Raw genomic sequence first — 14,328 nt, forward strand, 5'->3', positions numbered from 1 at the left:
GACCCGGGAGAGAATGCGCCATGGTGTCGACCCCGGACGTTGTGCTGACCCAGGTGGCCCGGCGAGCAGGACTGGAGGCGCGTTCGCTGATCGCCCTGTTCCGCGCCGGTGCGGTGGGCATCGACCTGCCGCACCGGCAGGTCCGGATGCTCGCGGCGCTGGGGGACTACGGGCCGCTCGGAGCGGCCACGAAGCTCGCCGCGATCCGGCACGGCTCCCTGCCGGCCGTTGCCGACGAGCGCGGCGAGATCACCTATCGCGAGCTCGATGAGCAGGTCGACCGGCTCGCGAACGCCCTGCTCGACCGGCTGGAGCCGGACGACACGGTCGGCATCCTGTGCCGCAACCATCGCGGCGCGCTGATCGCCGCGTTCGCGGCCTCCCGGGCCGGCCTGACGACCGTCTGGCTCAACACCGCGTTCTCGGCGCGCCAGTGCAGCGAGGTCGCCGGGCGCGAGGGGGTCGACCTGCTGGTCCACGACGTGGAGTTCGCACCTGTCGTCGCCGACCTGGAACCGCGCCGGGGCAAGGTCGCCGTCGACATCGAGCAGGCCACCGACGAGCTCGACGACCTGATCGCCTCCGGGGCCGACAGGTCGCCGCCCGCGCCGGCGCATCCGGGCCGCGTCGTCCTGCTCACCAGCGGCACGACGGGAACACCGAAGGGTGCTCCGCGGTCCGAGCCCAAGGGATTCGTCGTACCGGGAAGCCTGCTGGAACGGATGCCGATGCGGGCCCGGGAGGCGACGGTCATCGGGCCGCCGCTCTTCCACGGCACCGGCCTCGTCGTCGCCCTGCTGACGATCGCCCTGGGCTCGAAGCTGGTGCTGCGGCGCACCTTCGACGCCGCGACCATGCTTGCTGACGTCGCCGAGCACCGCGCCACGACGGTCTGTCTGGTGCCGGTCATGCTGCAACGGGTGCTGGCGCTGGGGGAGGAGCACGTCGCCGGCCAGGACCTCTCCAGCCTGCGGGTGGTCTTCTGCGCCGGCTCGCAGCTCCCGGCGAGCGTCGCGACCCGCGCCCAGGACCTGCTCGGTGAGGTGGTCTACAACCTGTACGGGTCCACGGAGGTCGCCATCGCGACCCTGGCGACGCCCAAGGACGTGCGGGAAGCGCCCACCTCGGTCGGTCGGCCGGTCCTCGGGTCCCGCATCAAGCTCCTCGACGACGGTGGCCGGGAAGTCCCGTCCGGTGACATCGGTCGGGTCTTCGTCGGCACCACCACCCCGTTCGCCGGCTACACGGGCGGTGGTGGCAAGGAGATCGTCGACGGGCTCCTCGCCACCGGGGACGTCGGGCACTTCGACGCTGCCGGCCGGCTGTACATCGACGGCCGCGACGACGACATGATCGTGTCCGGCGGTGAGAACGTCTTCCCCGCCGAGGTCGAGGACCTGCTGCTCACGCACCCCGCTGTCCTGGAGGCGTCCGCCATCGGCGTCGAGGACGAGGAGTTCGGCCAGCGACTGCGTGCGTTCGTGGTCCTGCACGAGCCGGGTACGGCGACCGCCGACGAGCTCAGGACGTTCGTGAAGGACAACCTCGCGCGCTACAAGGTGCCGCGCGACGTGGTGTTCCTCGACGAGCTCCCGCGCAACCCGACCGGCAAGGTGCTCAAGAAGGTGCTTGCCGAGCACCCGTGACCTGATCCTTGAACGCCTGACCATTCTGTCAAAGAATAGGTATCTATCCTTTGATAGCTCTGGCTGTCGGAGGTGAGGTGTCCCGGCAGGTCGCGAAGGTCGAGCGCAGCATCCGGGCACTCAACGGCCCGGGGGCCGAAGGCCTCGCCGGTATCGCTCGCTTCCTCCTGCGGTCCGAGGCCATCGCCAGCTCCCGGATCGAAGGAATCGCGCCGTCCGCACGACAGGTGGCCCTCGCGGAACTCGGCCAGTCCGAGACCATCCGTGGCGTCAGCAACCAAGCTCAGCTCGTCGCCAACAACATGACCATCGTCCACGCCCGGCTGCAAGTGCCGCACTCGACGAGCTGCACCGGGCAGGAGTCCTGACGACGAAGTCGATCGAACGCGGCGCCCGGGCCTATGTCGCGCGTGAGGTCCTGGACCTGGTCACGCTGTCCGAGCGGGCTCTGGCGAGCACCCAGTTCGACACCAGGGACGCTGTGCCGAACCGAGATGTCCCGGCGCGGCCCCGGACATGATCGCCGGGGCCACGCCGGGTGGTCACTGCTGGACCATCACTGCTGGACCGTCACTGCGTGCGCGCGTCGCTGTGCTGGCTCAGCGCAGGAACGGGAACCGGCGCACGATGCGGCTCGTGGCCCAGGTGCGGCCGAAGCCCCAGGTGTCGCCGGCCAGGGTGGCGCCGAACACCGCCAGGCTGATCGCGCCGAGCAGGTGGTCGTCGATGACGGGGTTGTTCTCCAGCGGGAACGAGGCGGCGTACATCATCAGGTAGAGCAGCCCGCCGGCCGCGGCCGCGGGCCGGATGCCGATGCCGAGGACGAGGGCGACGCCGATGCCGGCGAGACCGAGCATGAACAGCCAGTCGGCCCAGGCATCGCCGGCGATGCCGGTGAAGAAGCCGTGGAACCAGTTGTCCTCGGACACACCGAAGCTGAGGAACCCGAAGGTCGGGCTGCCCTCGTTGAACCAGGCGGCCGGACCGAAACGGTCGACGGCGCCGGTCTCCGGGTTCGCGCCGGTGGCGTAGCCGAGCGCGAGCAGCTTGTCGAAGAAGGCCCACAGGAAGGTGAGGCCGAAGCCGATCCTGAGGGCGCCGAGTGCACGGCGTGCGGTCGCATGGGTGACGACGTCCTGTTCCACCAGGACGGCGGCATGAGTGGGGTGCTGAACGGCGGTCATGGGGGCCTTCTTTCCGGGCACATCGGCCCGATTGTCGATGCCTCCACCCTTGTCGCTGCTCCGTCCGGGCATCAGGGGCATCGGTCCGTCCGGGCGGGGGACGTTGGTCCCGAATGCGCACCGCGCCTCTCTTGCGGGCTGCAGCACACTGGAGCACATGGACACCTCGCTCGGCCTCACTGCGATCCGCGAGCGACTGGGTGAGGCGCTGTTCCACCGCGTGGCCGGCCCAGACGGCGCCCGGCACCGCGACCGGATCCACGACACCGCGGGACCGCGCTGGTTCGAGCAGGGGAGCCCGATCACCCGGGTCCACGGCGACGCGTCGATGTTCGTCGGTGGCATCCGGGCCCTGCTGCTGCAGACGCTGCACCCGGTGGCGATGCGCGCCGTCTCGGAGCACTCGGGCTTCCGTGGCGACATGTGGGGACGGCTCGCCCGCACCAGCCGGTTCCTGGCCGTCACCACCTTCGGCACGGCCGACGACGCGCAGCAGGCGGTCGACATCGTTCGATCGATCCACGACCGGATCACCGGCACGGGGCCCGACGGGACGCCGTACGCCGCCAGTGATCCGCACCTGCTGCTGTGGGTGCACGTCGCCGAGATCGACAGCTTCCTGCTGGCCCACCAGACGTACGGCGACCGGCCGCTCGACCCCGCCGAGTGCGACGAGTACGTCGCCCAGACGGCCGAGATCGCCCGACGACTCGGTGTCGTCGATCCACCGACGACCCTGGCCGAGCTGCGGGAGGTGCTCGCGCGCTTCCGCCCGGAGCTGCGCGGCTCTCGCGAGGCCCGGGAAGCGGTGCGTTACCTGCTCTTCAAGCCGCCGCTGCCGCTGGCTGCCCGGGCGCCGTACGGCGTCCTCGTGTCGGCCGCGATCGGGCTGATGCCGGTGTGGACGCGGCGGCCGCTTCGCGTGCCGTGGCTCCCGATCGCCGAACGCACCGTCGTCCGCGCCCTCGGGACCGCGGCCGTCGGCACCATCCGGTGGGCGATGACCCCGCCGGCCAGCGACTGACGCCGGCAGGCGGGGTCCCCAAGGACTGGTCGGGGCCCTTGACGGATTTGAGTGAGCATGTGTTCACTGAATTGCATGACCGGGGCCATGCAAGAACGCACGTCCGAGCGGCCAGCATTGTCGTGGGAGCGGGTGCGCCGGGCAGCCGACAAGCTCACCACGCCGCTGCTGCCTGACGACTACCTCACGCTGATCAACCCGCTGTGGAGCTCGCGCGAGCTGCGGGGCAGGGTCGAGGAGGTGATCCGCGAGACCGAGGACGCGGCCACCCTGGTGATCCGCCCCGGTTGGGGCTGGCGCTACCTGCACCGGCCAGGCCAGTTCGTGGGGATCGGGGTGCAGATCGAGGGCAAGTACCACTGGCGGTCGTACTCGGTGAGCTCGCCGCCGGTCCGCTCGGGGCGCAACCTCGCGATCACGGTGCGCGCGATGCCGGAGGGCTTCCTGTCGGAGCACCTCGTCAACGGCCTCGAGCCGGGCACGATCGTGCGCCTGGCCACGCCCAGTGGGGACTTCGTGCTGCCCGACCCGCCGCCCGCGCGGTCCCTCTTCCTCGTCGGAGGCAGCGGTATCACGCCGGTGATGTCGATGCTGCGGACCCTGGACCGGCGCGGCACGATGTCGGACGTCGTCCTGCACTACTCCTCGACCACGCCCGAGCGGATGATCTTCCGTGGCGAGCTCCTCGCCCTGCACGAGAAGCACCCGCCGTTCACGCTCCACGAACGGCACACCGACACCGAGGGGATCCTCGACCTCGCGGCCCTGGACTCGGTCGTCCCGGATTGGCGCGAGCGGGAGACCTGGGCCTGCGGCCCCGCACCGATGTTCGACGCGGTCGAGGAGTGCTGGGAGCGCGCCGGGCTGTCGGACCAGCTGCACCTCGAGCGCTTCTCGCTCGCCATCAACGGTGACGGAGGCGAGGGTGGCGAGATCACCTTCCAGAACTCCGGCAAGGAGATCGAGGCCGACGGCGCCACCACCGTGCTCGAAGCGGGGGAGAAGGCGGGCGTGGGCATGCCCTATGGCTGCCGGGTCGGCATCTGCCACACCTGCACCGTCACCAAGATCTCCGGCACCGTGCGCGACCTGCGCAACGGCAACGACTACGACCAGCCCAACGAGCAGGTGCAGACCTGCGTGACCGTCCCGGTCGGAGCGTGCGTGCTCGACATCTGAGCCCCGCACCCCGTCCGTCCGACCAGCTACCCCGAGGAGAACCATGGCCATCGCCGACGTCGCCCAGTACGCCCACCTGAGTGCCGAGGAGGTCGAGCAGATCGGGCGCGAGCTCGACACCATCCGTACCGAGATCGAGGAGTCGCGTGGAGCTGCCGACGCGGCGTACATCAACAAGGTGATCACCGCCCAGCGCTGGATGGCGGCGGTCGCCCGGATCGGCATGATCGTCAGCGCACCCCTCGACGCGAAGGTACGACGCCCCGTCGTGGTGGCCAGTGCGATCAGCCTCGGCCTGGCGAAGATCCTCGAGAACATGGAGATCGGCCACAACGTCATGCACGGCCAGTGGGACTGGATGAACGACCCGGAGATCCACTCCTCGACGTGGGAGTGGGACACCGGCCAACCAGCCGAGCAGTGGAAGCACAGCCACAACTACATCCACCACCAGTTCACCAACGTCCTCGGCTACGACAACGACATCGGGTACGGGGTGCTGCGGATGGCGCGGGAGCAGAAGTGGCACCCGGTCAACCTCGGACAGCCGGTCTACAACGCGTTGCTGGCCGGCCTGTTCCAGTGGGGCGTGGCGCTGCACGACCTCGACCTCGAGGCGATCCGGAAGGGCAAGAAGGACCCGAAGGAGATGAAGCGCCAGCTCCGGCAGATCCTGAAGAAGGGCCGTAACCAGGTCCTCAAGGACTACGTGCTCTACCCGGCGCTGAGCGGCAAACAGTGGAGGTCGACGATCAAGGCCAACGCGAGCGCGAACCTGATGCGCAACCTGTGGTCCTACCTGATCATCTTCTGCGGGCACTTCCCCGACGGCGCCCTGCACTTCACCGAGGACGAGATCGATGAGGAGACCCGGGCGGAGTGGTACCTGCGGCAGGTCCTCGGGACCGCGAACTTCGAGGGCGGCACGCTGCTGCACCTGATGAGCGGCAACCTCGGCTACCAGATCGAGCACCACCTGTACCCCGACCTGCCGAGCAACCGCTACTCCGAGATCGCGCCTCGGGTGCGGGCCCTTTGCGACAAGTACGACATCCCGTACACGACCGGTCCGCTGCACCGGCAGTACGGCCAGGTGCTCCGGGTCATCATGAAGTTGTCGCTGCCCAACAAGTTCACGTCCGACGACAAGCCGCCCACCGGTGTGGACGTCACGATCGAGCACGGTCGCCAGCGCCAGGAGCTGCGTCAGCAGCGGCGCCGCGAGCTCGGCGGCTGGTCACGGTCCGATCAGGCCTCCGCCTGAACGGCCCCACGATGCTGACCGAGATCGACGGCTTCGCCTGGCAGGGCGGGATCCTGGATCGTCGTCGGGTCACGCGCTGCGCACTCGCCCGGTTGTGTGGAGTGTGCGGGGAGACGCTCGGGCGCCCGATCGTGTTCGTGGGTGACGCCGAGGAGGAGGCCCGCAACACGTTCCATCTGCCACCGCTGCACGAGGCGTGCGCGCGATCCCTCCTCGCATCCGTCGACGAAGGTGCCGTGCTCGTTCGCACCGGTGGCTTCGAGTTCGTGCGGCCCGGTCGTGACGACCCGGACCCGATGCCGAGGTTTGAGCCGAACTCCCGTGTGTGACGCGTTCGGTCTTCGTCCGTAGGCTCGAACCATGACGGCACCCACGGAGACGGCGACGCTCCTGAACCGGTTCGCGACGACGCTGCCGGAGCTGGCGCACGCGGCGCGGGCGGCGGACGTCCCCGATCCGCAGCTCCTGGTCCTGAACGAACCGCTGGCAGCGGAGCTGGGCCTCGACCCGCAGTGGCTCCGCACGCCGCAGGGAGTCGGCCTCCTCACCGGGACCGACCTGCCCGCCGGGGCGGCGCCCGTGGCACAGGCGTACGCCGGCCACCAGTTCGGGGGATTCACCCGGCTGGGCGACGGTCGCGCGTTGCTTCTCGGCGAGCTGACCGACAACGACGGCCGCCTGCACGACCTGCACCTGAAGGGTTCGGGCCGTACGCCGTACGCCCGCGGGGGAGACGGCCTCGCGGCGGTCGGTCCGATGCTGCGCGAGTACGTCGTCAGCGAGGCCATGCACGCCCTCGGCATCCCGACGACCAGGTCACTGGCCGTGGTCGCCACGGGCCGGCCGGTCCGTCGCGAGACGATGTTGCCCGGCGCCGTACTCGCGCGGGTGGCGAGCAGCCACCTGCGGGTCGGCAGCTTCCAGTTCGTCCAGGCGGCGGGGGACATCGAGCTGCTGCGCCGGCTCGCGGACCACGCCATCGAGCGCCACCACCCCGCGGCGGCCTCGGACCCCGAGCCCTACCTGGCCTTCTACCGGTCGGTGGTCTCGGTGCAGGCCGGCCTCCTCGCCCGGTGGATGCTGGTCGGCTTCGTGCACGGCGTGATGAACACCGACAACATGACGATCTCCGGCGAGACCATCGACTACGGCCCGTGCGCGTTCCTGGATGCGTACGACCCGTCGATGGTCTTCAGCTCGATCGACTCGGGCGGTCGCTACGCGTTCGCCAACCAGCCCGCCGCTGCGGCGTGGAACCTCGCCCGGCTCGCCGAGGCACTCCTTCCGCTGTTCCACGAGGAGCAGGACCGCGCCATCGAGATCGCGACCGAGGCGCTCGGCACCTTCCAGAGCGAGTACGACGCCGCATGGGCCGCCGGGATGCGCGCGAAGCTCGGCCTGCCCGTCGGCCTCGAGCCGGACGCCGAACGGCTGGGGAAGGCCGTGCTCGGCCTCCTCGAGTCGAGCCACGTCGACCACACGTCGTTCTGGAGGCACCTCGCGGCCGCGGCGCGCGGGGACGCCGAGCCGGTCCGCGGCCTGGTCCTCGACCTGCCCGCCATCGACAGCTGGCTCGAGCAGTGGCGTGGGCTGCGTCCCGACCCCGACGCGATGGACCGGGTCAACCCGATCAACATTCCCCGCAACCACCTCGTCGAGGAGGCGCTCGACGCGGCAACGGCCGGGGACCTCGCGCCGCTGGAGCGGTTGCTCGACGCGGTGCAGCACCCGTTCGACGCCGTACCCGGGAGGGAGCGGTACGCCGAGCCGGCGCCCGAGGACTTCGGTCGGTACCAGACCTTCTGCGGCACCTGACCAGGGGGATCGGGGGCTCAGCCTGCCTGAAGTGCGGCGAGCAGGCGCGCGCATCTCGCCGTCATGGTCGCGGCGTCCTGCTCGGGATGGTCGAGCCACCAGCGCACCACCGTGGTCACGGTGTTCAGCCAGATCTCGGTCATCATCGAGGCGTCCAGGTCGTCGTGGTTGTCACGCGCGGCGAGGAGCTCGTGGGTTCCGACGGAGCCGAGGTCTATCAGCTTGCGGCGGTACTGCAACGCCGCCTCGCGCACGGTGGAGCCCGGGGGCAGGGTTTCGTCCCACAGCACCGCCCAGTCCTGGCGCCGCGGCTCGAGCGTCGCGAAGATCGCAGCGACCGTGTCGAGGGCCCGGGTCAGCGCGACCCCGTTCTGGACAGCCGTGACCGCTTCGACGATCTGATCCCCGGCTCGTTCCAGGCAGGCGAGGTAGAGCCCGTCCTTCGAGTCGAAGTACATGTAGATCAGCGGCTTGGAGATCCCGGCGCGCTGCGCGACCACGGTCAATGACGTGTGGGCGTAGCCGTGCATCCCCAGTTCCTCGGTCGCGATGTCGAGGATCTGTGCCTCACGTTCCTCGCGGGGGACGCCCTTGGTGCCGCTCGGGGACTTCGCCATGCGGCAACTGTACACGGAACTGATTCCTGGGTAAGTTACCCAAAAATCAGTTCAGGAGGCAGGTCCATGTCCGACGCTTTGCTCCACACCATGCGTGACCCGATCAACCTGGCGATCCCGTTCTTCGTCCTCACCATCGTCATCGAGCTGACGGCGCTGCACGTGCTCGTCGACGAACCTTCCGACCGATTCACGGTGCGCGACTCGGTCACCAGCATGTTCATGGGAGTCGGTGCACTCTCGCTGGGCATCGTCTTTCGGGCGGTGTCGTTCCTCTTCTACGTGTTCCTCTACGTCCACGTCGCTCCCTGGCACCTGCCGGCGGACCACTGGGCGACCTGGGTCGCGGTGTTCATCGCCGTCGACCTGCTCTGGTACACCTACCACCGGTGCTCGCACCGGATCCGCCTGATCTGGGCGGCGCACCAGGCCCACCACAACAGCAACTACTTCAACACCTCGACCGCGACGCGGCAGAAGTGGAACCAGTGGTTCGAGAGCCTGATCTGGATCCCGTTGCCGCTTCTCGGCGTACCACCGTGGATGGTGCTGGCGTTCTTCTCCTTCAACCTGATCTACCAGTTCTTCACCCACACCGAGACGATCGGCAAGCTTCCGCGAGCAGTCGAATTCGTGTTCAACACACCCAGCCACCACCGGGTCCACCATGGCAGCGACAAGGTCTACCTCGACCGCAACTACGGCGGTGTGCTGATCATCTGGGACCGGCTGTTCGGCACCTTCCAGCCGGAGCTGCACCGGCCGACGTACGGGCTGACCACACCGATCCACAGCAACAACCTGCTCGAGCTGCAGTTCCACGAGTACGCCGCGATCGTCCGCGACGTGCGCGGATCGCGTTCGTGGCGCAGTCGCCTCGGCTACGTGTTCGGGCCCCCGGGGTGGGTCGCGGCCGACCGGCTGCCGGATCCGCTCGACCACGAACCCGTGGGCGCCGACGTCTGAAGGCAGGCCAGCGCCTTCGGGCGCTGGCCGTCGCCCTCAGGTGTAGAGGCTGGCGATCCGGTCGGCGTACTTCTCCTTGATCACCCGACGCTTCAGCTTGGAGGTCGGCGTCAGCTCGTCGGAGTCGGGCTGCCACTCGACACCGAGCACGCAGACCTTCTTGATCCGCTCGGCGTGGTTGAAGCCGGCCATCGCCGTGTCCAGGCCGGCTTCGATCTCCGCCACCACGACGGGGTGCTCGGCCAGGTCTGCCAGTGATGCGGCCGTGATTCCCTGCGCGATCGCCCACGTCGGGGCGACATCGGGGTCGAGCAGCACCAGCGCCGCCGTGTACGGCTGGCCGTCACCCACGGCGAACGCCTGACCGACCAGCGGGATCGTCTTGAGTGCCGCTTCCAGGTTGGCCGGGCTGATGTTCTTGCCGCCAGCGGTGATGATCAGCTCCTTCTTGCGATCGATGATCCGGAGACATCCCTCGTCGTCGAGTACGCCGATGTCGCCGGTGTGCAACCAGCCCTCGGCGTCGAAGGCCTCTGCGGTCTTTTCCGGGTCGTCGAGGTAGCCGGGGCTCACCACGTCACCGCGGCAGATCACCTCGCCGTCCTCGGCCAGTGCGAGCTCCACGCCTGCGACCGCCCGTCCGACGGTGCCGGGCTTGATGTTGCGCACCGACAGGGTCATGGCGCCGCAGTTCTCCGACATGCCGTAGACCTCCGCGAGGGGAACGCCCAGCGCGTTGAACCACTCGATCACCTCTGCCGGGATCGGTGCAGCCCCGGTGATCGCGAACTCGGCCCGGTCGAGGCCCACCATCGCCCGAACGGCTGCGAGCCCACCGGACTGGACCTCGTCCCACACGGCATCCTGCTCGGGCGTGGACTGGCTCCAGCTGCGCGCCAGTCCGATCGGGAGAGCGACATCGATGGCTGCCGCGAAGGACGCTGCCCTGGCGGGGTCACGGCTCAACGCCCCCAGGATGCCGGCCCGCAGCTTCTCCCACACCCGCGGAACGCCGAAGATCACCTGCGGGCGAACCTCGACGAGGTAGGCCGACAGGGCCGAGGGGTCGGGGCAGCAAGAGACCTCAGGTGCATCGAAGGCCAGCAGGTAGTGGCTGACCGCGCGCTCGGCGATGTGCGCCATCGGCAGGTAGGACACGATCCGCTTGCCGGCCAGGGGTACCCCGAACTCGGTCTGCAGAGCCGACACCTCGGCGCACACGTTGCGGTGCGTGATCATCACGCCCTTGGGGCTCCCGGTGGTGCCGGAGGTGTAGATCACGGTGGCCAGGTCGTCGGGCAGGACGCGGGCGGCAGCCTCCTCGAGATCGGCGGCAGTCGCGCGGCCGACTTCGGCGAGAGTCACGACGTCGTCGCATTCCGGGGCTTCGTTGACGACGACGAAGTGGGTCAGGTCCGGCAAACGATCCACTGCGGCGTCGAAGCGACCCAGGAAGCCCTGGTCCTCGACGATCGCGATCTTCGCGCGACAGTGTCCGGCAAGGTAGGCGATCTGCTCGGGGGAGGAGGAGTTGTAGATCGACACAGGGGTCCCCCCGGCGAAGAGCACGGCCAGGTCGGCCACGTGGAACTCGGGGATGTTGCGCATCATCAGCAACACCCGGTCGCCCCGTCGGACACCCAGGTCCCGCAGGCCAGCGGTCAGTCGCGCCACCCGATGGGCCAGCTCGTCAAAGGTCCACGTGCCCCAGGTGCCGTCGTCCTGCCGCCAGCGGACGGCCGTCCGCGAGCCGGATCGGGCAACGGTGGAGAGGAAGGCTTCGGTGACGGTGCGGGGGGCGGCGGACACGGGTGCTCCTTCAGGCTGATCTGGTTCGAGAACGGTGGCGGTGCGAGTCACTGCTTGGGGGCCCGTTGGGCGCGGGGCCGGCGGCCGCCCTCCGGGGCGAGCACCTTCTCGAGCTCGTCGAGGGCTTCCCCGGTGTGGACCGCCAGTCGCTGGAGGTGGGGGAGGCGGTCGCGGTCGCCGACGAAACCGATGCTCATCCGTCCGGAGATGGTGAACGCCGCGATGAACAGGCCCTGGCCATGGCTGAGGACGCCGAGCGGTGCCATCGACTCCAGGGCAGATCCGGCGAGGTGCTGTTGCTCCAGAGGCCCGGGAACGTTGGAGACGACCAGGTTGAAGGGCGGCTTGAGGCGGCCGCCGAGGCCGGTGAGCCCCTGGGCGACGTACGGCGCAAAGGAAAGGGCGCCGAAGCTGATGGCTGCCTGCTTGGTGAGTCCCTCCATGGACTCCTTGGTGGCCGTGCTCGACCGGTGGATCGCCTTGAGTCGCTCGACCGGATCTGCCAGGTCGGTCCACAGGTTCATGCTGGCGATCGTGAAGGCGTTGTTGGCGTTGTCCCCTGCGCCGAAGCGCACGGAGATCGGAGTGCCGGCCACCAGGCCCGTGTCGGGCAGGCTGCCGAGCTCGTCGAGGTAGCGACGCAGCCCGGCCGCGCAGATACCGAGGAAGACGTCGTTGATGGTCACGTCTGCCCGGTCGGCAACGTCGCGGACGCGCTCGAAGTCGACCACCTGGGTGGCGACCCGGCGCTGCTTGCCGACCCGACCGTTGAGGGCCAGGTCAGGGATTCGGTACGGCGTGGCCAGGTCAGGTGTCGACGGACGGACGGACTCCCTGAGCATCAGTCCGGTGCGCTTGGTCAGGCCCCGAACCGTGGTCACGAGATGCCTGGCCGGCGTGGGCTGAGGGTCGTCGCCCGTGACGCGGAGCGAACCCCTGCGGCCGATCGTCCACGGTGGGCGGACGGTCAGGTCCGTGGGATCCGCGCTGAGCATCCTCGCCATCAGGCGGGCACCGGCGACACCGTCGAAGAGGCTGTGGTGGAGCTTGATGTAGATGGCGAAGCGCCGATCGGTCAGACCTTCGATCAGGTGCACCTCCCACAAGGGCCGGCTCAGGTCCATCGGCTGGGAGTGCAGCCGGGAGACGAGCTCGCCGAGCTGGCGTTCACCGCCCGGCTGGGGCAGGGCGCTGTGCCGGAAGTGGTGGTCGAGGTCCACCTGGTCGGGAGCGAGCTGGACGAACGACGGCGCCACCGCCCGCAGGGACGCGTGGCGCAGGGCGAGGTCGAAGGGCGACGCGAAGTTGCGGGCCGATCGGAACTCCTCCACCAGTCGCTCGAGGTAGTCGGGTGGGGCGTCGTCCGGCATCGTGAAGCAAGCGAGGCCCGCGACGTGCTGCGGCGTCCTGGGGCTCTCCTGGAGCAGGAAGATCCGGTCGGCGACCCCAAGGCTTTTCGTCATGGTGCAACCGTGTCAGCCGCGGCCCGGACCGGCTCGTTCGCCAGTCTGAAGTTCCGGCGTCAGGTTGGCCGCCGGTACAACCTGCCTGGTTGGCGGTCAACGGGAGCTGGTCGGCGGCCCGAATCGCTCCATCCAGCGCAGCGCCAGCTCCAGCTGAGTCGAGCGCTGCGTCAGTGGGTGGCCGATCAGCTCCTCGGCGCGGGCAATGCGGTAGCGGACAGTGTTCTTGTGGACGAACAGCTGCTCGGCTGTCGTCTCGACGTTGAGCGTCTTGAGGTAGACCAGCACGGTCTCGCGGACCAGGCCCATGTTCTTGTCAGCGCCGGCCAGGGACCCGGCCTCTCGCAGCACCATGCGCCGCATCAGCTCGGAACCTTCGCCCATGATGCACAGGAGCTCGACGTCGGCATAGGCGACGAGCGGGGACAGCTGCGGGCCGTGCAGTGCGATGCGTTGGGCCGCCCGGGCTTCGGCGTGGCTGGTCCGGAAGCCCGGGATGCCTGGTGCAGCGACCCCGATCGCCAGGTGCAGGCCGTCTTCCCGCAAGCCGTCGACGAGTCCGGGAAGGTGGCTGAAGTCGGGCTGGCCGGGCGTCGCCGCCCAACCCCACAGCTCACGGCTGCCGGCGACCATGGTCAGGGGCCGGGGCGCGCGGACGGCGTCGGCAACGTCCTGGGCTGCCTTCAGCAGCAGCGGTGCGGTCGACGCGCCGGCGTCGCCGGCCCACACGACGAAAGCCGTCTGCCAGTGCTGCAGCGCATGGCTGAGCGATCCGGAGAGATCAGCGCTCGACGGCGGCGAGTCGCCGAGCAGGGACTCGATCTGTGCGTTGCGGCGAGCGACCACGCCGTCGTGAAGGCGCTGTCGCTCTGCGACGAAGGCCTCGATCAGCGTCTCGACGGCATCGTCCACCCAGCTGCTGGCACGCGCCCACATGAAGACCAGGATCTCGTCTCGTGGAGGAGCGGCTGTGTCACCAGTAGTGATGAAGGCGTCGAAGAACTGCAGGATGCTCTGTTGCCCGACCCGGTAGATCTTGAGCAGGACGACCAGGTCGTGTCCCCGGCGGGCCAGCGACAGCGCGAGATCGCTTGCCTGGGTCGGAAGGACGAGACGATGGTCGTCACCGAGCAGGGCGAGGAAGGCCCGCCACTGCGACCCCGTGCTCTTGTGCAGGTCCTGGACGAGGATCGGGTCGTTGGCGATCTCGGGGACCTGCTCGGTCACCGCGTCATCGACGGCGGCCACGAACGTCGCCACGACGTCATCGCGGGACGCGCGTTCCACGAAGTCCTGCACCCAGGCCGCCAGGGCTGAGGAGCGCGCATCGGTCACGTGGATCTCCGGTTCTGGGGTCTGCC

The 14,328-nt window shown here is 69.3% G+C and carries 13 protein-coding genes; 8 read left to right on the plus strand and 5 right to left on the minus strand.

From position 1 onward, the window contains the following. The first annotated feature begins 20 nt into the window (after window positions 1–20). Together ASD84_RS13655 and ASD84_RS13660 are read left to right on the plus strand one after the other, a co-directional pair. Window positions 21–1,646 (plus strand): AMP-binding protein, encoded by a 1,626-nt coding sequence (locus ASD84_RS13655; RefSeq protein ID WP_056711421.1) that lies wholly within the window; start codon window positions 21–23, stop codon window positions 1,644–1,646. Window positions 1,647–1,723: 77 nt separating this feature from the next. Further along, window positions 1,724–2,014 (plus strand): hypothetical protein, encoded by a 291-nt coding sequence (locus ASD84_RS13660; RefSeq protein ID WP_056711423.1) that lies wholly within the window; start codon window positions 1,724–1,726, stop codon window positions 2,012–2,014. Window positions 2,015–2,245: 231 nt separating this feature from the next. Here the strand turns inward: ASD84_RS13660 and ASD84_RS13665 are convergent, their stop codons facing one another. Continuing rightward, the gene (locus tag ASD84_RS13665) at window positions 2,246–2,830 is read right to left on the minus strand and encodes a hypothetical protein (RefSeq protein ID WP_082573598.1); all 585 of its coding nucleotides are present in this window, start codon (window positions 2,828–2,830) and stop codon (window positions 2,246–2,248) included. A 157-nt stretch (window positions 2,831–2,987) separates the two neighbouring features. Here ASD84_RS13665 and ASD84_RS13670 point away from each other — a divergent pair, with 157 nt between their 5' ends. The 5 genes from ASD84_RS13670 to ASD84_RS13690 all read left to right on the plus strand — a co-directional run bounded on the left by ASD84_RS13670 (window position 2,988) and on the right by ASD84_RS13690 (window position 8,112). After that, complete coding sequence (locus tag ASD84_RS13670; RefSeq protein ID WP_056711425.1) at window positions 2,988–3,854, plus strand: oxygenase MpaB family protein; 867 nt, start codon at window positions 2,988–2,990, stop codon at window positions 3,852–3,854. 75 nt (window positions 3,855–3,929) lie between these two features. Beyond that, a complete protein-coding gene (locus tag ASD84_RS13675; protein WP_235531114.1) occupies window positions 3,930–5,033 on the plus strand; it encodes a ferredoxin reductase in 1,104 nt (367 codons plus the stop codon). Window positions 5,034–5,076: 43 nt separating this feature from the next. Then, window positions 5,077–6,297 carry a fatty acid desaturase family protein gene (locus tag ASD84_RS13680; RefSeq protein WP_056711429.1) on the plus strand — a complete coding sequence of 407 codons (1,221 nt, stop codon included), beginning with the start codon at window positions 5,077–5,079 and terminating at the stop codon, window positions 6,295–6,297. A gap of 11 nt (window positions 6,298–6,308) precedes the next feature. Further along, a complete protein-coding gene (locus ASD84_RS13685; RefSeq protein ID WP_056711431.1) occupies window positions 6,309–6,626 on the plus strand; it encodes a hypothetical protein in 318 nt (105 codons plus the stop codon). A gap of 31 nt (window positions 6,627–6,657) precedes the next feature. After that, window positions 6,658–8,112, plus strand: a complete 1,455-nt coding sequence (locus ASD84_RS13690) for a protein adenylyltransferase SelO (protein ID WP_056711432.1) — start codon at window positions 6,658–6,660, stop codon at window positions 8,110–8,112. Between the two features lie 17 nt (window positions 8,113–8,129). Here ASD84_RS13690 and ASD84_RS13695 read toward each other — a convergent pair whose 3' ends face one another. Continuing rightward, the gene (locus tag ASD84_RS13695; protein ID WP_056711435.1) at window positions 8,130–8,729 is read right to left on the minus strand and encodes a TetR/AcrR family transcriptional regulator; all 600 of its coding nucleotides are present in this window, start codon (window positions 8,727–8,729) and stop codon (window positions 8,130–8,132) included. A gap of 66 nt (window positions 8,730–8,795) precedes the next feature. Between ASD84_RS13695 and ASD84_RS13700 the strand changes: the two genes are divergently transcribed. Next, window positions 8,796–9,695, plus strand: a complete 900-nt coding sequence (locus ASD84_RS13700; RefSeq protein ID WP_056711437.1) for a sterol desaturase family protein — start codon at window positions 8,796–8,798, stop codon at window positions 9,693–9,695. A 36-nt stretch (window positions 9,696–9,731) separates the two neighbouring features. On the opposite strand, the gene ASD84_RS13705 is transcribed toward ASD84_RS13700, so the two are convergent. From ASD84_RS13705 to ASD84_RS13715, 3 genes are all read right to left on the minus strand, one after another. Then, window positions 9,732–11,504 carry an AMP-dependent synthetase/ligase gene (locus ASD84_RS13705; protein ID WP_056711440.1) on the minus strand — a complete coding sequence of 591 codons (1,773 nt, stop codon included), beginning with the start codon at window positions 11,502–11,504 and terminating at the stop codon, window positions 9,732–9,734. Between the two features lie 47 nt (window positions 11,505–11,551). Next, the gene (locus ASD84_RS13710; RefSeq protein WP_056711441.1) at window positions 11,552–12,967 is read right to left on the minus strand and encodes a wax ester/triacylglycerol synthase family O-acyltransferase; all 1,416 of its coding nucleotides are present in this window, start codon (window positions 12,965–12,967) and stop codon (window positions 11,552–11,554) included. Window positions 12,968–13,063: 96 nt separating this feature from the next. Next, window positions 13,064–14,302, minus strand: coding sequence for a PucR family transcriptional regulator (locus ASD84_RS13715; protein ID WP_156391935.1), 1,239 nt, complete (start codon window positions 14,300–14,302; stop codon window positions 13,064–13,066). Between the last annotated feature and the right edge of the window lie 26 nt (window positions 14,303–14,328).

The sequence above is a fragment of the Nocardioides sp. Root682 genome (assembly GCF_001427795.1).
In the GTDB taxonomy this organism is placed as follows: Bacteria; Actinomycetota; Actinomycetes; order Propionibacteriales; family Nocardioidaceae; genus Nocardioides.